The 19,209-nt window shown below is 69.7% G+C and carries 18 protein-coding genes and 1 pseudogene; 8 read left to right on the top strand and 11 right to left on the bottom strand.

What is annotated here, in order from left to right; all coding sequences use genetic code 11:
* Positions 1-154: 154 nt before the first annotated feature.
* The 4 genes and pseudogenes from ACIBK4_RS05715 to ACIBK4_RS05700 form a co-directional block, all read right to left on the bottom strand.
* Positions 155-388, bottom strand: a pseudogene (locus ACIBK4_RS05715) (hypothetical protein); the annotation flags it as partial.
* Between the two features lie 150 nt (positions 389-538).
* The gene (locus tag ACIBK4_RS05710; RefSeq protein ID WP_398992404.1) at positions 539-796 is read right to left on the bottom strand and encodes a hypothetical protein; all 258 of its coding nucleotides are present in this window, start codon (positions 794-796) and stop codon (positions 539-541) included.
* Positions 797-1,065: 269 nt separating this feature from the next.
* Positions 1,066-1,581, bottom strand: a complete 516-nt coding sequence (locus ACIBK4_RS05705) for a hypothetical protein (protein WP_398992402.1) — start codon at positions 1,579-1,581, stop codon at positions 1,066-1,068.
* Between the two features lie 1,027 nt (positions 1,582-2,608).
* Entirely contained in the window at positions 2,609-2,812 is a 204-nt protein-coding gene (locus ACIBK4_RS05700; RefSeq protein WP_398992400.1) for a hypothetical protein, read from the bottom strand.
* A 514-nt stretch (positions 2,813-3,326) separates the two neighbouring features.
* Here ACIBK4_RS05700 and ACIBK4_RS05695 point away from each other — a divergent pair.
* A complete protein-coding gene (locus tag ACIBK4_RS05695; protein ID WP_398992398.1) occupies positions 3,327-3,989 on the top strand; it encodes an RNA polymerase sigma factor in 663 nt (220 codons plus the stop codon).
* Entirely contained in the window at positions 3,989-5,113 is a 1,125-nt protein-coding gene (locus tag ACIBK4_RS05690; protein WP_398992396.1) for a hypothetical protein, read from the top strand. Before ACIBK4_RS05695 ends, ACIBK4_RS05690 begins: the two co-directional genes overlap by 1 nt.
* A 223-nt stretch (positions 5,114-5,336) precedes the next feature.
* Here the strand turns inward: ACIBK4_RS05690 and ACIBK4_RS05685 are convergent, their stop codons facing one another.
* Positions 5,337-6,188, bottom strand: coding sequence for a L,D-transpeptidase family protein (locus ACIBK4_RS05685; RefSeq protein WP_398992394.1), 852 nt, complete (start codon positions 6,186-6,188; stop codon positions 5,337-5,339).
* 96 nt (positions 6,189-6,284) lie between these two features.
* Here ACIBK4_RS05685 and leuE point away from each other — a divergent pair, with 96 nt between their 5' ends.
* A complete protein-coding gene (leuE, locus tag ACIBK4_RS05680; RefSeq protein WP_328679798.1) occupies positions 6,285-6,941 on the top strand; it encodes a leucine efflux protein LeuE in 657 nt (218 codons plus the stop codon).
* Between the two features lie 4 nt (positions 6,942-6,945).
* Here leuE and ACIBK4_RS05675 read toward each other — a convergent pair whose 3' ends face one another.
* Positions 6,946-8,358 carry an FAD-dependent oxidoreductase gene (locus tag ACIBK4_RS05675; RefSeq protein WP_398992392.1) on the bottom strand — a complete coding sequence of 471 codons (1,413 nt, stop codon included), beginning with the start codon at positions 8,356-8,358 and terminating at the stop codon, positions 6,946-6,948.
* A gap of 72 nt (positions 8,359-8,430) precedes the next feature.
* Between ACIBK4_RS05675 and ACIBK4_RS05670 the strand changes: the two genes are divergently transcribed.
* Positions 8,431-9,081, top strand: coding sequence for a TetR/AcrR family transcriptional regulator C-terminal domain-containing protein (locus tag ACIBK4_RS05670; protein ID WP_398992390.1), 651 nt, complete (start codon positions 8,431-8,433; stop codon positions 9,079-9,081).
* Positions 9,082-9,084: 3 nt separating this feature from the next.
* On the opposite strand, the gene ACIBK4_RS05665 is transcribed toward ACIBK4_RS05670, so the two are convergent.
* Together ACIBK4_RS05665 and ACIBK4_RS05660 are read right to left on the bottom strand one after the other, a co-directional pair.
* Entirely contained in the window at positions 9,085-9,573 is a 489-nt protein-coding gene (locus ACIBK4_RS05665) for an RICIN domain-containing protein (RefSeq protein ID WP_398992388.1), read from the bottom strand.
* A 94-nt stretch (positions 9,574-9,667) separates the two neighbouring features.
* Positions 9,668-10,048 (bottom strand): hypothetical protein, encoded by a 381-nt coding sequence (locus tag ACIBK4_RS05660; protein ID WP_398992386.1) that lies wholly within the window; start codon positions 10,046-10,048, stop codon positions 9,668-9,670.
* Between the two features lie 202 nt (positions 10,049-10,250).
* Between ACIBK4_RS05660 and ACIBK4_RS05655 the strand changes: the two genes are divergently transcribed.
* Both ACIBK4_RS05655 and ACIBK4_RS05650 read left to right on the top strand, forming a co-directional pair.
* Positions 10,251-11,237, top strand: a complete 987-nt coding sequence (locus tag ACIBK4_RS05655; RefSeq protein WP_393761881.1) for a glycosyltransferase family 2 protein — start codon at positions 10,251-10,253, stop codon at positions 11,235-11,237.
* On the top strand, positions 11,234-12,586 hold the full coding sequence (locus tag ACIBK4_RS05650) for a polysialyltransferase family glycosyltransferase (RefSeq protein WP_398992383.1): 1,353 nt from the start codon (positions 11,234-11,236) through the stop codon (positions 12,584-12,586). Before ACIBK4_RS05655 ends, ACIBK4_RS05650 begins: the two co-directional genes overlap by 4 nt.
* Before the next feature lie 86 nt (positions 12,587-12,672).
* On the opposite strand, the gene ACIBK4_RS05645 is transcribed toward ACIBK4_RS05650, so the two are convergent.
* From ACIBK4_RS05645 to ACIBK4_RS05635, 3 genes are all read right to left on the bottom strand, one after another.
* Positions 12,673-13,848, bottom strand: coding sequence for an acyltransferase (locus tag ACIBK4_RS05645; protein ID WP_366431215.1), 1,176 nt, complete (start codon positions 13,846-13,848; stop codon positions 12,673-12,675).
* A gap of 143 nt (positions 13,849-13,991) precedes the next feature.
* Entirely contained in the window at positions 13,992-15,332 is a 1,341-nt protein-coding gene (locus ACIBK4_RS05640) for a polysialyltransferase family glycosyltransferase (protein ID WP_398992381.1), read from the bottom strand.
* Positions 15,332-16,312, bottom strand: a complete 981-nt coding sequence (locus tag ACIBK4_RS05635; protein WP_398992379.1) for a glycosyltransferase family 2 protein — start codon at positions 16,310-16,312, stop codon at positions 15,332-15,334. The genes ACIBK4_RS05640 and ACIBK4_RS05635 overlap by 1 nt, the downstream gene beginning before the upstream one ends.
* Positions 16,313-16,510: 198 nt before the next feature.
* Between ACIBK4_RS05635 and ACIBK4_RS05630 the strand changes: the two genes are divergently transcribed.
* The gene (locus tag ACIBK4_RS05630) at positions 16,511-17,839 is read left to right on the top strand and encodes a DUF6716 putative glycosyltransferase (RefSeq protein WP_398992377.1); all 1,329 of its coding nucleotides are present in this window, start codon (positions 16,511-16,513) and stop codon (positions 17,837-17,839) included.
* A 62-nt stretch (positions 17,840-17,901) separates the two neighbouring features.
* Positions 17,902-19,203, top strand: a complete 1,302-nt coding sequence (locus ACIBK4_RS05625) for a cytidylyltransferase domain-containing protein (protein ID WP_398992969.1) — start codon at positions 17,902-17,904, stop codon at positions 19,201-19,203.
* Positions 19,204-19,209: the final 6 nt, after the last annotated feature.

Genomic DNA, 19,209 nt, shown 5'->3' with positions numbered 1-19,209 from the left:
GGTCTGGCGGTGGAATCGTGTGCCGGGTGTGTGCTTGTCGGAGGCGCGTCTGTGGACCGTTGCTCAAGGCCCGACGCGGTGGACTGGAGGAGTCCGACCAGGACCCCTCCGGCTGCTATTGCAGCTAAAGATATCCGTGCTTTTTTGCTGTATCTCACAGAATTGAACCATTTCTGTCAGGAGCGTGACTGGCTGAGTGCGGGGCCTCTATGCCCTTCGTCAAGGCGCCCGGGACGCTGATGCGTTGACGGGCCAGGCGGAGGAGGGCCTGGGGGTGGGTTTTTCCGCGGCCTCGTCGGCGGTCGTAGGTGGTGCGAGAGGCGGGGGTGGCGTTCATGCAGGCGAATGCGGAGAGAAGCAGGGCGCATTTGAGCTGCCTGTTTCCGCCCGCCCGTGACCAGCGAAGGCTGTGAGGGCCGGGCGGTGGTATTTCCGCGGGTGTCGCCGGTGGTGTCGAGGGCCGCGCGGACGATGGCCTCAGGAGCCTCCGACCGGGCACGAGTGGGGCCGCCCACCCCGGGGTGAGAGTGACAGCAGGTCAGTTGGTGCCGGCGAACGGGTCGTTCTGGACGACCTTCAAGCTGATCCTCGTGTCGTTCGTCCCGGTCGTGGCGCCGGAGGCCGTGATGTCCGCCTGGGTCGGCCACGTGGTGTCCGGCCAGACGTCGCCGGCCTTCTCGACGACCGTGAACGGCGACTTCCGCCCGCCGCCCACGACCGTCACGGTGACGGTGTAGGCCACGCGTTCGTCACCGCTGTTGTGGAAGGTCAGCGGGACCAGGACCCGTCCCGACACCAGGCGGGGCGTGTACGCGACGACCTCACCGTGCGCCGCCGTGGCCGCGGCCTTCCCGAATCCGTAGTCCTCGGGATCGGGAACAGCGGTGTTCGTCGGCCGGACGGGATCCCCGCTGGGGGCGGCCGCCGCACGCCGGGGAACGCGGTACGGAGGACGTGTCGGCCCGGTCGCTTCCCTGGCTGCCGCAGGCGGTCAGAGCGAGCGGTCCTGCGGCCATGGCCACCAACAGGAAGCGCGCGCAGGCCTGGGTTGTGCCGGGTCGGTTCTCAGTCACAGGTGAACATGTACTCGGAGGTGTAGGTGAAGTACAGGTTGCTGGAGCTCGGCCCCATCTTCGCGGTGACGGGTGCGCAGACGGCGCTGGCGACGTAGACCGGGCCCGCGTATTCACTGAAGTTCCCCGAGTCCGTGGCGCAGCCGGTGCCGTCCACCTTGCACACGTGCAGGTACATGTACCGCGCCGTCCCGACGTTGTTGTCGAGGATGGCGCAGCCCTTGCCGCCGTTCTGGTAGGAGAACAACGTGGCATACCGCAGGTTGGGGTCCGTCCCCTCCGGAAGCGGGACGGCGTGGAACAGGGTGTACCCGGTCCCGCACACGGTGGCCGCTGCCGCCGCGGCCTGCGGGTCGGCCTCGGCGATGGCCCGGGTGGTCGCGTCGGCCGCCTTCGCGAGCGGAACGGCGGGCCGGTCGACGGCCACCGCCTGCGGTCCGGCCACCACTCCCAAGGCCAGCATCCCGGCGACGGTGACGGCACGCAGACTCGTCCTGAGCTGGAACATGGTTACTGACTCCCCCTCGAAGCACGACGAATACGGATCGATGACGCTGGTCAAGCGCCTCTTGGAGGGCGGTCCCCCCGAGCCCCACTCAATCCGCACAAACGTTTGAAACGCGGTGCCAACTTAGGTGCGAGGTTGAACTTTCGACAGGGGGTGGCGCGTACATGACTGAAAGGTGCCGATTAAAGGAATCATCAAGGGCATGCCAAAAGACGGCTGGGAGCTGATGATCATCCACCTCTGATCGGCGAAGCGGAACGGAGCCTCCTGGAACGGAACGACTGAAACAGGAGTCCCATGACCACCAAGGCTGACGCGGTCTCACGCTTCGCGACCAGGTAGTTGTAAGGCTCGACGGGAGCTCCGCGATCTTCCCTGTCGCGAAGGCAGGTGCACGCCGATGATGTCGGCCTCGCGCATCACGCGCTCGACGTACTTGTGGTTGACCCGCCGAGCCGCAACTCGGCGGTGACGCGCGGAGGAGCCGTAAGTGCCGTTTCATTCGGTGTGGATCTCGCGGGTCTTCCCGGTTGGTTCGGCATCGGAGAGGGCCCGCTCGGGCGGGCGCCGTGTCCGTTCTCGTTCCGGTCGCTCACTGAGTCGTGTGCACTGCCCGGCGTAGGTGGAGCAGTCGCGCCGGATCCACCGTCAGCAGGAATTTGCCTGGGTTCCGGGCGGGTGAGTGGTGGCAATAGCGCCGTCGTTCACACCGCCGTCATGGGAGATCAACGATGCGCTGGCAGGCCCGCAGAGGTTCGTACGGACCGGCGCAGTCGCGGCGGAGCACTTCGCGCAGGCCGGTCGGTAGGGCACCAGGGGTGGACAGCCAGGGGGCGCGGACCCGGGGTGAGGAGTGCCCGGCTGGCACCGGGAGCGGGCGTCGAGTGCATCCTGGCGCTGTTGAGCGTCGTACGTCCTGGGCCTGGTGAAGATCGTCGTGCCGATCGACATACGGAGTCATCGGCTGGTCCTGGATGTCGGGGCGCGCGCTCGGTTCTCGGCCTCTGCCGGGAAAAATCCGGCGCGCTCAGATCCCGCCGTGCTGAATGCGCAGGCCGTGGCGTCCCCCCAAGTCCCCTGGCGGGTCGCCGTTCTTCGCCACGATGACCTGAGTTGGAACGTCGCTGAGCAGACCTTGGTGGACGTGTTCGACGACGTCGTGCGTGAGACGGCCGTCGGCGGCGCGGACGTCAGGGGTGAGGAGTCGTCCCTGGGATCTGATGGACCCCATCGCCCTCCGTGCCATCACTCGCCGCTCAGGCCGGCGCGATGGGCGGGAAGTGCTTGGCGCGGAAATCTGCGAGTGTCTGTTCCACACCGGCGATGACCAGCCGCAAGAACTCCCGGCCGTCGATCGTCCGGGCTGAGCCGCAGTCTGAACATCTGGACGGGCTCTGATTGCACGTGTGAGCCACCAGCTGCTGCCGAGACGGCGACCGGCGGTCCCTACTGGTCACGCGCTGGTCATGTTGGTCGCGAATGTCATGCATCGCCGCAGGCCAGAGCAGCAAACCGCGGAGACGGCCGGGGCCGCCACCCCCCACAGGAGAGGCCCCGGCCGTCGCGCTGTACGGGCCGCGCGGCGGCCCGTACTTTTTACAGCGCCATGAGTGCGTTTTCTGTCACACCGCACCCCCGAACCAAGTAGTTGCAGCTTGTACGGACATGGACGAGGAACAGTTTCAGGTCGTAACGTGCCTTTCGCGCCGGAGTGCGGACGCGACCAACACCATTCGAGGGACCACGTGCTGGGGGACGACGCGGAGCTGACCGCCGCGGTGCTTGCGGCACAGGACGGGGACGAGACCGCGTTCCGGACTGTGTACCGCACGGTGCACCCACGGTTGCTCGGATACGTACGGACGCTGGTCGGCGATCCGGACGCGGAGGACGTCGCGTCCGAGGCCTGGCTGCAGATCGCCCGTGACCTGGACCGGTTCAGCGGGGACGCGGACCGGTTCCGGGGATGGGCGGCCCGGATCGCCCGCAACCGCGCCCTGGACCACATACGGATGCGCGGCCGCCGGCCCGCGATAGGCGGCGACGAGACCGAGCTCACCGGCCGCGCCGCCGAGTCCGACACCGCCGGCGAGGCCATCGAGGCCCTGGCCACCGACAGCACCCTCTCCCTCATCGCCCAACTGCCGCAGGACCAGGCCGAGGCCGTCGTCCTGCGGGTGGTCATGGGCCTCGACGCCAAGACCGCCGCGGAGACCCTCGGCAAGCGGCCCGGCGCCGTCCGCACGGCCGCGCACCGCGGTCTGAAACGGCTCGCGGAACTGCTCGGCGGCGACCCGGATTCGGCCGCGGCCCTCGACGCCCTGCCGCCCCAGCGAGACCCGCGCGACCGCGCGGTGACGTCCGCCACTGTGACGCATACGCGCGCGCGGACGCAGAAGGACATGTGATGGCCGACGAGCACTACAGATGGCTGGACCGCGAGACCGCCGAGCGTCTGCTGCGCGGCGAGTCCCCGGAAGCCGTCGATCCGGCCGCCCGCGAACAGGCCGAGCGGCTCGCCAGGACCCTCGGCGCGCTGTCCGTGGAACCCTCGCCCGCCAAGGTCGAACTCCCGGGCGAGGAAGCCGCGTTGGCCGCTTTCCGGGCGGCGCGCACCGGCAACGATGTCGCGGTTCTCGGGCGGCGCGGCCGGGCGCACTCCTCCGACGCCGGGCTCGTCCGGCTCGGCCGGCCGGTCTCGACCGTCCCGGGTTCCCGCTGGGGAAGGCCCGTGCGCTACGGCCTGACCGCCGTGCTCGCCGTCGGGATGCTCGGCGGGGTCGCGGTCGCGGCCGCCACGGGAGTCCTCCCCACGCCGTTCCACGACGACCCGGCGCCCGCCGCCTCGATCTCCGCCGCCGAGACACCGCCGGACCGCACCCTCGTCTCGCCCTCGCCGAGCGGCACCGGCGGCGCGGGTACGCCCACCACGGGCGGCGGTTCCGACGACTCCTCCGGCGAGGCCGCCGGCAGCGGCACGAACCCCACGCCCTCCACCGGCGCCGGTGACGACAAGTCCGTCGGCTCCGGCACATGGTGGCGGGGTGTCACCTCGTCCTGCCGTGCCGTGCGCGACGGCAAGCCCCTGGCCCCCGGCCGCAAGCACACCCTGGAGGGTGCGGCGGGCGGTACCTCCCACGTGTGGACGTACTGCAAGGGCCTCCTCCAGGACACCGGCACCGACACGGACGACAAGACCGGCGGCAAGGGTGGCGGCAAGGGCGACACCGGCAACGGCAAGACCGGTGGCGGTCAGGGCGGCGACCAGAACGACTCCGACGAGCAGGCCGGCGGCCAGAGCGGCGGCGACGACGGGCACATGGCCCCGATCGCACCGGGCGGCGGCAACGGCAGCGGCGGCGGCAACAACGGTGGCAGCGGCGGCGGTCACGACGACAACGGAGCCTCCACCACGAGCCCCTCGACCTTCACCCCGCTCGCCCGGCACCAGGCGCCGCCCACCCCGGCCCCGGCACACACCACCGACACCCGGCGGACCCCGTCGCCGAGCCCGACGTACAGCGCCCTCTGAGCCGATCGCACGGCGCTGACCTGCGGTTACGCAATTCGTGGAAATTCTTTCGCGGCAGGTGTGACGTTTCCGGCCGCCCTGGCGCAGTACTGAGTGAGCCGACTGGTCATCGGCCATCGCACAGAGCCGGGGTTCCCCCCGTACCTACGGCTCGTGCACCCGGCGCGGGTGGGACACGTTCCCCCGGTCCCGCCCGCGCCTCATATCACTTGTGGACGACGACTCACTTGTAGACGACGACCTTGTCGCCCGTCCGTACCTGTGCGAAGAGGCTCGCGATCGCCGCCTCGTCCCGTACGTTGACGCAGCCGTGCGAGCCGCCCGCGTACCCCCGCATCGAGAAGTCGTACGAGAAGTGCACCGCCTGGCCGCCGCTGAAGAACATCGCGTACGGCATGGGGGAGTGGTAGAGCGTGGACTCCCAGGTGCGGGCCTTCCAGTAGACCTGGAACACGCCGTCGCGGGTCGGGGTGGGCTCCGCGCCGAACCGCACCGACATCGTCGACACCGTGCGGCCGTCGATCATCCAGCGCAGGGTGCGGCTCGTCTTGTCGATGCACAGCACCCGGCCGGTGAGGCAGCGCGGGTCGGGGGCGCCCGCCGGCTGGCCGCCCATCAGATACAGGTCCCACTTGCCCGGCTCGTGCGTCATCTTCAGCAGCCGCTGCCAGGTGACGCTGTCGGTCTGTCCCGTCTTCGGCAGCCCGCGCTTGCCCTGGAAACCCGCGACGGCCTGCTCGGTGAGGTCGTCGTACGTCCCGGTCGGCCCGTCGAAGAGCCAGTCCACCTGCCGTAGCCGCGCCTGCAGTTCGCGCACGTCGGTACCGCTGTCGCCGCGCGCCCACAGGACGTTCGCGGCGCGGGCGGGGGTCGGGGATGCGGAGGCTTTGCCGTCACTGCTGCCGGTGGTGCTGCTGCCGGGAAGCTTGATGCGTACGGGCAGATGGTGCCCGCCGTCCGCGTCCGTTCCCTGCACCGTGCAGCCGCACACCGTCACCAGCGCCGACAGGGCCGCCGCGGCGGCGAACGCCCGTGCGCTGCCCGCAGTAGGCCTCCCCATACCCGTAGTACGCATCGCGGACCCCTGTCGTCTCACCGGCCTCGTACCCCGGACACGTACCCCCGGACGGCAGGCCGCGAACGGCGTTCCGCGCATGCGACACTCGTGCTCATGTTCGGTGTCATAGACCTCCCCACCTACCTCGCGGGCCTCGTCCTGATCGTCCTGCTGCCCGGCCCCAACTCGCTGTACGTCCTCTCGGTCGCCGCCCGGCGCGGCACCCGTGCCGGGTACACGGCCGCCGCCGGTGTCTGGTGCGGGGACACCGTGCTGATGACGCTCTCCGCGGCCGGGGTCGCCTCGCTGTTGCAGGCCAACGCCGTGCTGTTCGGGATCGTGAAGTACGCGGGGGCCGGGTATCTGACCTGGCTCGCGTTCGGGATGCTGCGGGCCGCGTGGGCGATGTGGCGCAGCCGCAAGGAGCGGGCGGCCATGGAACCGGCCCCCGTCGCGGAGGCGGCCGAGGAGCGGCCCTACCGCCGTGCCTTCGTCGTGAGCCTCTTCAACCCGAAGGCGATCCTGTTCTTCGTCGCCTTCTTCGTGCAGTTCGTCGACCCGGGGTACGCCTACCCCGCGCTGTCCTTCGTCGTGCTCGGCGCCTTCGCGCAGCTGGCGAGCTTCCTCTACCTCAGTGCCCTGATCTTCAGCGGAACCCGGCTGGCGACGGCCTTCCGCCGCCGCAGGAGGCTCGCGGCGGGCGCGACCTCGGCGGCGGGTGCGCTGTTCCTGGGCTTCGCGCTGAAGCTCTCACTGGCCAGCTCCGTCTGACCGACTAGGCGTCCAGGCCGAAGCGTTCCGCATACTCCGCCAGGCCGTCGTCCGTGTCGCCCGCCCAGCCGACGTAGCCGTCGGGGCGCACCAGGAAGAGGCCCGTTCCGTACGTCTCGGTCGGCGGCCCTGCTACGACGCGTACGGCGTCGCTGTCCCCGAGCGCCGGTGCCTTCGTGCCCAGTGCGAGCAGGGTCCAGTGCGGGCCCCGGAAGGCGTCGAGGAGACGTACGCCGGCGACGGTCCGGTTCGGGGCGCGGTCGCCGGCCCGCAGCCCGTCCGAGGCCGCCCGGGTCTCCGTCGTGAGGCTCGACTCCCGGTAGCCGATGCCCAGTTGGCGGGTGGCCTCGCCCCGGCGGGTCTCGCCGCGGTGGACCTTCGTCGACAGACCGAGCATCTCGGCGGCGTTCGGGCGCCGCTCCTCCTCGTAGGTGTCGAGCAGGCTCGCGGGGGCCTCGCCGCGCAGGACCGCGCCCAGTTTCCAGCCCAGGTTGTAGGCGTCCTGGACGCTGGTGTTGAGGCCCTGGCCGCCGGCCGGCGAGTGCACGTGCGCCGCGTCCCCGGCGAGGAAGACCCGGCCCTGCCGGAAGCGGTCGGCGAGGGCGGCGCGGGGGCGGAAGTCCGAGGACCAGCGGAGCTCGGTGACGTCCTCGGGGGCGAGGTGGCTGCGGCCGGCCACGGTCTTGCGGATGCCGTCGAGCGAGAGGTCGACGTCGGTGCCCTCCGGGAACTGCGCGACGACCTGGAAGTCCTCGGTGCCGGCCAGCGGGAAGACCGCGAGGAAGCCGTCGTCGCCGTGCGGCGGGAAGACGTGCACGTTGTCGCGGTCCAGGCCGGTGATCCGGACGTCCGCCACCAGCATCGGGTTCGGGTCGACCGTCTCGCCGGTCATGCCGATCCCCAGGGTTCGGCGGACGACCGAGCGACCGCCGTCGGCGGCCACGAGGTACCGGGCGCGGACCGCCGTACCGGAGGTGAACTCGACGCTCACCCCCGTCTCGTCCTGGGCGAAGCCGGTGACCTCCCGTCCGAAGGCCACCGTGCCGCCCAGCTCGGTCAGCCGGGCGAACAGGATTTCCTGGGTGCGCCACTGCGGCACCATCCACGGGTTGCCGTACGGGGTGTCGGGGTCGGTCTCGGACGGTTCGAACATCTCGTGCTCGCCGACCTTCCGGCCGTCCTTCCAGACCGCCCCGGTCGGATAGGGGCCGCCCTTCGTGAGGATCGCGCCGATCACGCCGAGGTCGTCGAAGACCTCCATCGTGCGGGGCTGGATTCCCTTGCCGCGCGAGCCGGGGAACAGTGCGTCCGCCTTCTCCACGACCAGCGCGTCCACTCCGCGCCGGGCCAGGTCGATCCCGAGGGTGAGGCCGGTCGGGCCGGCGCCGACGATCAGTACATCCACGTGTTCCGTCATGATCCCATCTCCTTAACACCGTTAAGTCGCTACGGGCATCAGCGTGCCCTTAACGCTGTTAAGCTGTCAAGCGTGAGTACGGAACGACGCACCCCCCTCGACCGCAAGCGCGTGGCGGACACCGCCCTGAAGCTGCTGAACGAGGTCGGCCTCGACGGGCTGTCCCTGCGCGCGATCGCCAAGGAGCTGGACGTCAAGGCGCCCGCTCTGTACTGGCACTTCAAGGACAAGCAGGCGCTGCTCGACGAGATGGCGACGGAGATGTACCGCCGGATGGTGGCCGACGCCCGGCCCGCCCCCGGGGACACCTGGCGGGACCGGCTGCTGAAGTCCAACCGCGGACTGCGGGACGCGCTGCTCGGCTACCGCGACGGCGCCAAGGTCTTCAGCGGCTCCCGCTTCACCGGCACGCCGCACGCCGTGGAGATGGAGAACACCCTGCGCCTGTTCACCGAGGCCGGCTTCACCCTCGCCCAGGCGGTCCGCGCGACCTCGACGTTGTACCTCTTCACGATCGGTTTCGTCAGCGAGGAACAGGGCGTCAAGCCGCTGCCGGACGAGCGCCGCGAAGGGTACGACGTGGACGAACGCGCCCGCCTGATGGCCGACTTCCCTCTGTCGGCCGCGGCGGGCGCGGAGATCTTCGAGGACTACGACCGGCACTTCGAGGAAGGGCTGGCCGTGATCGTGGCGGGTGTGGAGGTGTGGTCCGGGGTCGGCTGAGGGTCAGTCGTGGGTGCCGTACCAGCCGAAGCTGTCCTCGGGGATCCCCGTCTGGGGGTGGTCGGTGGCGTAGACCGCGTTCTGGACGGTGCTTGTCCTCAGGTGCCCCTCGTACGTATCCCCGATGTCGTCGACGATGTACCCGGTGGAGCTGTCGTACTTCCACAACTGGCCGAAGTCGCCGGTGCAGGAGCTCATCCAGACGGCGTTGGTGTCTGTCTCGTTGTCGCTCGTCAGGCAGGTGCCGGTCTCGCGGTTCACGAGTCTCTTGTAGGTGCCGGCGCCGACGAAGTCCCACTGCTGGCGGTAGCTCCCCACGCACGACGTGGCGAACGCCGTCCCGGTGTCACCGGCCGTCAGACACGTGAGGTAGTTGGCGTTCTGGAACTGCCAGTACGTGGTCGCCGCCTGCGCGGAACCCGGGAACATCAGCCCGGCGCTCGCGGCGAGCGCGCCCACGGCGCTGACTGCGGCACGACGGAGTTTCTTCACTGCGACCTCTTTCGGAGCGTTGGAAGCGGAGTGGTCGTCCTGATCAACAGCGTGCAGGGAAGGGGCAGTTGGGGCGTTGGCGCACAGAGCCCACTCATGTGGCAATGCGTCCACCGCGATCCGCAGGCGGAGGGGGGCGGGAGCTGTCGTAGAAGGTGAGGTCCCGGCCGTGCGGGAGGGCCTCGTGGCCTGTCTGGGAGGCCGTGAGGGTGCCCCGTAGGGGGAAGAGCACCGCGCACACGGCGGGGTCGGAGCGGTGGATCAGGCGGGGCGTGCGGCGGATCACGGACGGGGAGCAGGTCAGCTCCAGGATGTGGACCGGGCCGAGGTCGCGGGCGCGGGCCGTGGCCCGGAAACGGTCCGGTGCCGTGCTCGTGACGCGCATCGGGGGGTCGCAGGTGTGCAGGAATTCGGTGAAGGCGGCCAGGCGTTCGGCCGCTGGCAGGTGCTCGCTCCGGAATACCGTTCTGGTCACGCGACCCCCGGGTCGATCGGACGTTCATTCGAACGTTGGATCCCCGAAGGAGGGTTCGGGATGCGTCCTGGAGCGGGTATTTGTAAATGGAGGGCGGCCCGTAACTTCGCGTTCACCTGTTGGCCCCGGCAGGGTTGATATCCGGGCTCGAACATCTCCTACGGTCACAAGAATCCGCCCCGGAGAGAGCCCAGGTGTACGCGTGACCAACCGCCCCCCAACACTGTCCGTGATCGTCCCTTGCTACAACATCGAGGCCTATGTCCCGGAAACGGTGACCAGCCTGATCAACAATGCGCGGGACGAGTTCGAGTTCCTGTTCGTCGAGGACCGCTCGACCAAGGACAAGACCTATGAGGCTCTCCTGGAGCTGACGAAGCGGCTGCCGAACAGCAGGGTCGTCCGGCACGAGAAGAACGGCGGTCTGGCCACCGCCCGCAACACCGGGATCGACGAGGCCGAGGGCCGCTACCTCACGTTCCTCGACGGCGACGACTGGCTCGCGCCCGGCTATCTCGCCGACCTCGTCGACGTCATCGAGCGCTTCGACGTCGACTTCGTGCGCACCGACCACGTCACGGTCACCGGCGTCGAGCGCGCCATCCAGCGCTCCCCGGAGGGCCGCCGGCACACCCCGCTCGACCCGCGCAGCTCGATCCTCCCCGTCGACGACACGACGATGGTCGACTACCCGTACGCCTGGGCCGGCATCTACCACCGCCGCCTCCTCGACCGCGGCCTGCTGCGCTTCCACGACGGCCTGCGCACCGCCGAGGACCGCCCCTGGATCTGGGAACTGCACCGCAAGGCGGAGTCCTACGTCGCCGCCAGCCTGCGCGGGGTCTTCTACCGCCGGGGCCTGGCCGGTTCGCTGACCCAGATCGGCGACGTCCGCCAGCTGGACTTCTTCCGCTCCTTCGACCTGGTCCTCGCCGAACTCGCCGACGACCCGGAAGCCGCGAAACTGAGGAAGAAGGCGCTGCGCAACTACTGCGTCGTCATCGCCCACCAGCTCCTGGACCGGGGCCGCTTCGAGCGCAGCGTGCACGCCAAGCTGCGGCAGATGGCCGCCGAGGCGCTCGGCCGGATGACGGAGACCGAACTCAACGAAGCGCTCGTCGGCATGGGCGAGGAACGCGTGCACACGCTGCGGCGCATCCGCGGTGGCATGAAGGGAGTCGCGGCATGAGCGGCGGCACGACACAGATCTTCTTCTCGGCCACGCAGTACGCCGCCGCGACCGTCACCGCCGCGATCCGCGCCGGCTTCTTCGGCCCGCGCGCGGCCCACCGCCGCATCCTGGTGGTCAGCAACACGGCCGCCGTGCCCGAGGTCGGCACTCCGCTGGACCGGATGCCCGGCTTCGAGAAGCTGCGCCCCGAGTTCGACGAGGTCCGCTCGTGGAACGAGTTCATCTCCCCGTTCCACCCGGCCGGTTGGTCCCCGCGCGCCCAGGACGCGGCCCTGTGGGAGAAGGCCGTACGCCTGGCCTGGAACCTCGGTGACGAGGACGTGGAGATCGCCTGCGAGTCCATCCAGGCCAACCCCTCCCGCGCGGTCGCCGACATCTTCGCCGACAGCCCGGTGCACGTGTACGCGGACGGCCTGATGAGCTACGGCCCCACCCGCAACCGCATCCCGCACAACCTGAACAGCCGCATCGCCCGCGTGCTGCACCTCGACCTGATACCCGGGCTGCGCCCGATGCTGCTGTCCGAGTACGGCGTCGAGCCGCAGCCCGTCCCGAACGAGGCGATCGTCGACGTCCTCGCCCAGATCGGCGAGGAGGGCGCCTCGATCCTCGCCGACAGGCTGCCCCAGGAGAACCGGCCCACGGCCGTGATGCTGGGCCAGTACCTCTCCGCCATCGACCTGATCACCCAGGACGAGGAGGAGCAGTTGCACGTCCGCATGCTGCGCGCCGCGGCGAAGGCGGGCCACCAGGACGTCCTGTTCAAGCCCCACCCCAGCGCACCCGCCGTCTACAGCACGTCACTTGAGCAGACCGCCGACCAACTCGGCGTCCGCCTCACGGTGTTGCGCGAGCCGGTCCTCGCCGAGACCGTCTTCGCCTACCTCCGCCCGCAGTTGGTCATCGGCTGCTTCTCCACGGCGCTGATGACGGCCGCCGCGCTCTACGACATCCCCGTCGCCCGCGTCGGTACCGGACTGCTCCTCGAACGCATCACGCCGTACGAGAACAGCAACCGCATCCCGCTCACCGTCATCGACGCGATCCTGCCGGACGCCGAGAAGGACAAGGTCGGTCAGCCGCTCGAACTGGGCGCCCTGGCCGAGGAGTTGGCGCCGCTGGTGCGGGCCGTCGGCTACTGCATGCAGGCCCTGAAGCACCATGCGATGCGCGACGAGGTGGCGGCCTGGCTCGCCGTCCACCTCGACGAGTACCCGCAGTACTTCAAGAAGCGCCGCCTGACCAGCCTCCGCCTGCCCGGCGGCAGCGCGGTCCGCGCGGAGTCGCTGCGCAGGAACCCGACCGTACGGCGCGTGGTGCGCCGTATCCGGGCCGCGCAGGCCTGAGACACGCAGGGCACACGAGGGCACACGGGAAGGGCCCCTCGACCGGCACATCGGTCGAGGGGCCCTTCTGTTGCTCGGTGCGGCGGCTACTTGCCGAGCTTCGCCGCCAGTTGCTTCGACTGGAGCGACATCGTGCGCTTCAGGCGTGGCCCGAACGGTTTCTCGACGAAGCGGTGCATCAGATACGCCAGGCACAGCAGCCCCGGCACGGTCAGCGCCAGCGTCTCGTACGGGCCGAGTCCGAAGCCCCGGTGCAGGACGCGGATCGCGAACCAGCCCAGGTGCTCGTGGATCAGATAGAACGGGTACGTCAGCGCGCCGGCCAGCGTCAGCCAGCTCCAGTTCGCCCAGCTCGTCCAGCCCAGCGCCACCGCCGCCACCGCCGCGAAGGCGACGAACACGATCGCCTGGATCACATGCGGGTTGCGGTGGAAGTCGCCGGTCATGCCCGGGTGCCACAGGGCCGTCACCGAGTAGCGCTGACCCAGCAGGAAGGACATCCCCACGATGCCCCACAGCAGCAGGTCGCTGCCGTAGCGGTAGATCAGGTAGAAGGCGAGGCCGCCGATGAAGTACGGCGCGTGGTCGCGCATCGTCAGCTCGGTCGTCAGCGGGTTGTCGGCGACCCGGGCGAAGCAGCCGGCGAACGTCCACAGGATGCAGAAGGTCACCACACGGCGGTAGGTGACGCCCTTCCAGATCACGAACAGGGCGAAGAACAGGTAGAACCGCATCTCCACCCAGAGCGTCCAGTCCACGCCGATGACGCGGGGCACGCCCAACGGCTGCTGGAGCATGGTGAAGTTGACGAGGAACTCGTCCGAGCGCAGCGGTTTGACGACCACCGGCATCAGCACCGACGCGGTGCCCACCAGGATCAGGGCCACCCAGTACGCCGGGTACAGGCGGGCGATGCGGGAGCGGAAGAACTCGCCCATCGACTTGCCCCAGCTGCTCATGCAGATCACGAAGCCGCTGATGAGGAAGAAGAACTGCACGCCGAGCGAGCCGTAGGTCCCCGCCTCGGACAGGGTCGGGAACATCTTCCCGGGGGACTGGTGCCAGGAGGACGCGACCTCGCCGTTCTTGCCGGTGAAGTGGTACAGGCACACCATCAGCGCGGCCAGCAGCCGCAGTCCGTCCAGGGCGCGCAGCCGGTTCTCCCGGGGCGGGCGGGGCGGGGCGACGGGTGGCTGCTCCGGGTCCTGCCCAGGGTCCTGGCCCCGCAGGGTGGGTGCCAGGGCCTGGTCAACCGCGTTCATCCTGGGCCTTTCTAGCCGACGTCGAATGGCTGTTCCGCGGGGGAACGATGTGACGCTACGAACGTTCGACGGATGAGAGGCAATTCACCGGCGACACACAGGGGTCTCCTACATGTCGCCCGGATGAACAATTTGAATGGACGCTAACGTCCGGACAAAGCACGGGCGCGACGCGCGATGCGCCGGACCGTCTGATTCCGCGGAATGAACGACAGTTGTGCCGGTACGGCCCCGGGCAGCGCCAGCGCGGTCAGGCGCCGGCGTTTGAAATAGCGCCAGGTGTGCGGATTGAGGTGGGCCGAGAGGTACCGCTCGGCGTCCGCGCGCAGCCGGGGGTAGATCTTGGGCTGCATCGCGAAGCCAACTGCCTTGAGAAGTCCGGCCAGTTCCTCGACCCGCTCCGCCGACGGCATCCGCCAGTCCGTCACCGCCTTCTTGTCGGCGAGGTCGGGCAGCACGTCGTCCACGATGGTCAGCGGCACCCGGTTGCTGTTCTGGTACGGCGCGAGCCGGGCCAGCAGCGTGTCCGTGCCGACCCGCGCGACCGGGATGTCGTAGAGACCGGCGGCGGTGAACAGCGCGGTGGAGAAGCAGCCGACGACCAGGGCGGGACGCATCCGCTGGAAGGCGACCTCGGCGAGCACCGGCCGGTCCAGCAGGGTGAGTTGGGCCCCCAGCTTCTTCGCCTCGTCCTCCAGGAGACGCGACCAGCGGGAGGGCGCCACGGGGTGCGGCTTGAACACCAGCTCACGATGACCGAGGGCCACGGCGCCGCGCACCATGCGCAGATGCAGCTCCTCCTCCTGCTGGTCGGTGAGGATGCCGAGCGCGGCGAGGTACTGGCCGAGCAGCAGCGCCGGTTGACCCTGCACGGCGGGCAACTCGCTCTCGGACTCGGCGAGTTCGCCAAGTACCTTGAGGAAGGCCTCTGTTGGGACCAGCTCCGGCGGGACGCCGAACTCGGTGAGCAGCAGCGGGGTGAGGCCCGGGACGAGATCGAGGTGCAGCAGCCGCTCGATGCGGGTGCCGACCAGCGGGTCGATCTTGTCGCGCGTGGGGCCGTAACTTATGAGGCCGTCCGCGTAGACGTCGACCGGGGCGCCGGTGAACAGCTGGCACAGCGCTAGCGACGGATTGACCTGGACGGACTCCACCGCGAGCCGGATCTCGTCGTCGCCGAGCCGCCACAGCAGCCGTACGTACCGCTCCCACATCGGGACGTCGTCGCCCCGCGGGCTCCAACCGCTCGGGTGGAAGGGGGAGATGGTCGCGTTCCACGACAGCACGTCGTCGAAGCGGTCCCGGAGCCGGTCGAAGCCCGGCATGGTGTCCACCGACGGGGTGGTCTCCGGGTTCGCCGCGTTGTTGGTGATGAGCAGCAGCCTGCGGTCGGCCTCGCCGAGGAGCCCGGCGTCCAGCGCGGCGGCCAGGGTCGCGGCGCCGTACAGGGTCGACGCGCACAGGATCTGGGTGGTGCGGGGCATCAGGCGGCCACCGTCCGGGCCGAGGTGGGACGGCGGCGCAGACGCCGCAGCCGGCTCGCGCGCTGGGGGTCCATCGAGTCCATTACCTCCGCCAGAACATCCTGGGGCATGCGCTTGAGCGCGGCGGAACTCAGTGAACGCAGTTTTCGAGCCACGGCGGGTTCGAACCTCTCGATCGATCCGAGATGATGAGCCATGATCGCGCAATAGGTGCGCACCGCTTTGGGCAGCAGTTTATCGGCGTCGCGGTCAGCCGCCGTTTCCTCGATTACCTGGTCGAACGCACGAATGAAATCGAGCTGCCTGACATCCCCGATCTGGGTCAGCGACGAGGCGACCCCGCGCCGGTAGAACACCCCCAGCAGCCCCACCGTGGCGAAGGACTCCGCCTCCCGGTGCAGCTTCCAGATCCATGGCCGGTCCTCGGCCGTGCGCAGCCCGTCGGTGAAGTGCAGCAGGCCCCGGTCGACCAGTCTGCGGTGATAGATGCCCGCCCAGGCGTAGGCGTAGTCCACGGAGGTGGAGCGGTCGGCGGGCAGGATCGCGTCCCGCGGGTTCATCACCACACCCCGCCGGCCCTGCGGAACCCGGGCGATCGAGCGGGCCTTGGCCGTGCACACCACGTGGTCGGTGCGCACGAAGTCGCAGCCGAGTTCCTCGATGGCGGCCAGCAGCCGCGGGAAGTAGTCCGGGGCGAGCCAGTCGTCGCCGTCCAGGAACGTCAGATACTCGCCACGTGCCTTGTCGATGCCGGTGTTGCGGGCGGTCGCCAGCCCTCCGTTCTTCTTGTGTCTGACATGCACGACGCCTGGCAGCTCACGCTCCGCGCGCGCGAGAATGTCAGGGGTCTCGTCGGTCGAACAGTCGTCGACGAAGATGAATTCGAAGTCCTCCCGTGTGTTCGCACGCAGGCTCTTCAGGGTGTCGGGCGCGTATTGCTGCACGTTGTAGAACGGCACGATGACGGAGAGCTTGACCACCCGCATGACGTTAGAGGGCGCTCCGTCATCGGTCTTTACCATTGGTTTGATGTCGGGTGAACGCCACGTGGCGAACCTGTGAACCAGGAATTTTTACCGCCCTACCACGCCCTGATTCGCCATTCGGCGGTGTGCTGTTAACCGTTTGTTGCCTTCTGGTTGGGCCGAACAACGGAATGGCTTCCTAGCGTCTTCGGTGTGCCAGCAAGTGCAACGCAGACCCTGCGAGTCGCCGTCCTCGCGGATTCCGACACCCGGTGGAAATGGGGTTCGCTCACCGCGAACCGCATTGCTCCGCCTAATTCGGACATCTCTTTGGACGGGTACCTCCTGCGGGGTCGTGCCACCCCAACAGCCCGCCAGCTGAAGGAAGTCGGCGTCACCGCCGACTCCCTCCGCGAGGTGACCGCCGTCGAATTCCTGCGCGCCATGGAGAAGGAGCCGTACGACATCCTCGTGCTCTCCCTCGTCGGCGGCGGGGTCCAGGCGATGCTGCACGGTCTGGCCCGCGCCTGGGACGGACGCACCAAGCGCCCCGTGGTCGTCACCGGCTATGTCGGCGTCGTCTACGAGAAGCTCACCGACGGTCTGCTGCTGCGGCACGGCGCGGACCTCGTCCTCGCCAACTCCCGCCAGGACGCGGACCGTTTCAAGGCGGTCTACGACGGGGTCGGCGCCGACTCCTCCTCCGTGACCGAGGTCGCCCTGCCGTTCCTCGGCGGGGACACCTACACCGGCGAGCGCGACCCGTACACGGTCGTCTTCGCGGTGCAGCCCTCGGTGCCCGACAACCGCCGGGACCGCGACTACCTGCTCAACAGGGCCATCCAGCACGCCCGTTTCCACCCGAACCGCGAGGTGCTGCTCAAGCTCCGCTCCAAGCCGGGCGAACACACCACGCACATCGAGGAGTTGCCCTACCAGAAGCTGGTCCAGGGCAAGGACCTCCCCGCCAACTTCAGCCTGGTGTACGGGCACATGGGCGACGTGCTCGACCGCACCGACCTCCTGGTGACCATCAGCTCCACGGCCGCCCTGGAGTCCCTGCACCGCCGTATCCCCACCGTCGTGCTGACCGACCTCGGCATCCGCGAGGGGCTCGGCAACCACCACTTCGTGGGCTCCGGGTGCCTCGCCTCCTGGGACCAGCTCGACGCCGGGTACAAGCCGGTGCCGGACGCGGAGTGGGTGGCCCGGCAGGGCGTCATGGCTGGGGGTCCCCCCTCTGGGGGAGGGTCGTACGAGACGGCCTTCGACGCGGCCCGGGAGCGGATCGTCAAGCTGCTGGCCGGCGACGAGATGGCGCCGCTGACCCCGTACTACACGCCCGAGACCGCCCCCGGCTATCTGCCCGGCATCCTCGCCCGCCACCACCTCGGCCCCGACGGCACCCCGCTGCCCGGCGCCCCCGCCGCGGACAAGGCGCCGGGCCCCGTCCGGCAGATCGTCCGCCGGGCCGCGCGCGGCGCCTACCGCCACGGCGTGCAGCGCGTGGCGCCCGTCATCCGCCGGATGGGGGAGCTGTGACCGCCAGAGCCGCGCACACCAAGACTTCCGCTCAAGGAGCACATTCCATGGGAGTAGAGCCCATGTCCAACTCGCAAGCAGGGCAAGGCGCTTCGATGCGCCGGGTGCTCGCGGTGATCCCCGCGCGCGGCGGCTCCAAGGGCGTCCCCGCCAAGAACCTCGCCCCCGTCGGAGGCGTACCGCTGGTGGCCCGTGCCGTGCGCGAGTGCCGCGCCTCGCGGCTGGTGACGGACGTGGTCGTCTCCACCGACGACCAGGCCATCGCCGCCGCCGCCCGCCAGGCCGGCGCCGAGGTCGTGCTGCGGCCCGCCGCCATCGCCGGTGACACCGCGACCTCCGAGGCCGCCGTCCTGCACGCCATGGACGCCCACGAGGCGCTGCACGGCTCCGCGGTCGACGTCGTCCTCCTCGTCCAGTGCACCAGCCCCTTCATCGTCCGTGAGGACGTCGACGGCATCGTCAACGCGATCGTCGCGAACGGCGCCGACACCGCGCACACCGTCGCCCCCTTCCACGGCTTCGTGTGGCGCGACGCGGACGACGAGGCGACGACGGTCGTCGAGCCGACGCGGGCGGGCGAAGTGGGTGGCGCCACGAAGGTCGCCAACCCCCCTGTCACCAGCGGCGGTTACGGCGTCAACCACGACAAGTCGTTCCGCCCGCGCCGCCAGGACCGCCCCCAGGACTTCCTGGAGACCGGCGCCGTCTACGGCATGGACGCGGCCGGCTTCCGGAAGGTCGGCCACCGCTTCTTCGGCCGCACGGAACTCGTACGGACCGACCCCGCCCGCGTGTTGGAGATCGACGATCCCCACGAGCTGGCCAGGGCAAGGGCGTTGGCCCCGCTCTTCGATGCGGACCGCCCCGGTTCGCTCCCGACCGCCGACGACATCGACGCGGTCGTACTCGACTTCGACGGCACCCAGACCGACGACAGGGTGCTGATCGATTCCGACGGACGGGAGTTCGTCTCCGTGCACCGCGGAGACGGACTCGGCATCGCCGCGCTGCGCAAGAGCGGCCTGAAGATGCTGATCCTGTCCTCGGAGCAGAACCCGGTCGTCGCCGCCCGGGCCCGGAAGCTCCAACTCCCGGTCCTGCACGGCATCGACCGGAAGGACCTCGCACTCAAGCAGTGGTGCGAGGAGCAGGGCATCGCGCCGGAGCGCGTGCTCTACGTCGGCAACGACGTCAACGACCTCCCGTGCTTCGCCCTCGTGGGCTGGCCCGTGGCGGTCGGGAGCGCCCACGACGTCGTACGCGGCGCCGCACGCGCGGTCACCACCGTGGCCGGTGGCGACGGCGCTGTCCGAGAGATCGCCAGCTGGATCCTCGGCCCCTCTCTCGATTCCCTCACCAAGTAAGGAAAC

The organism is Streptomyces sp. NPDC050528, assembly GCF_044457795.1.
Lineage (GTDB): Bacteria > Actinomycetota > Actinomycetes > Streptomycetales > Streptomycetaceae > Streptomyces.
This window is presented reverse-complemented; position numbering and strand designations above follow the sequence as displayed.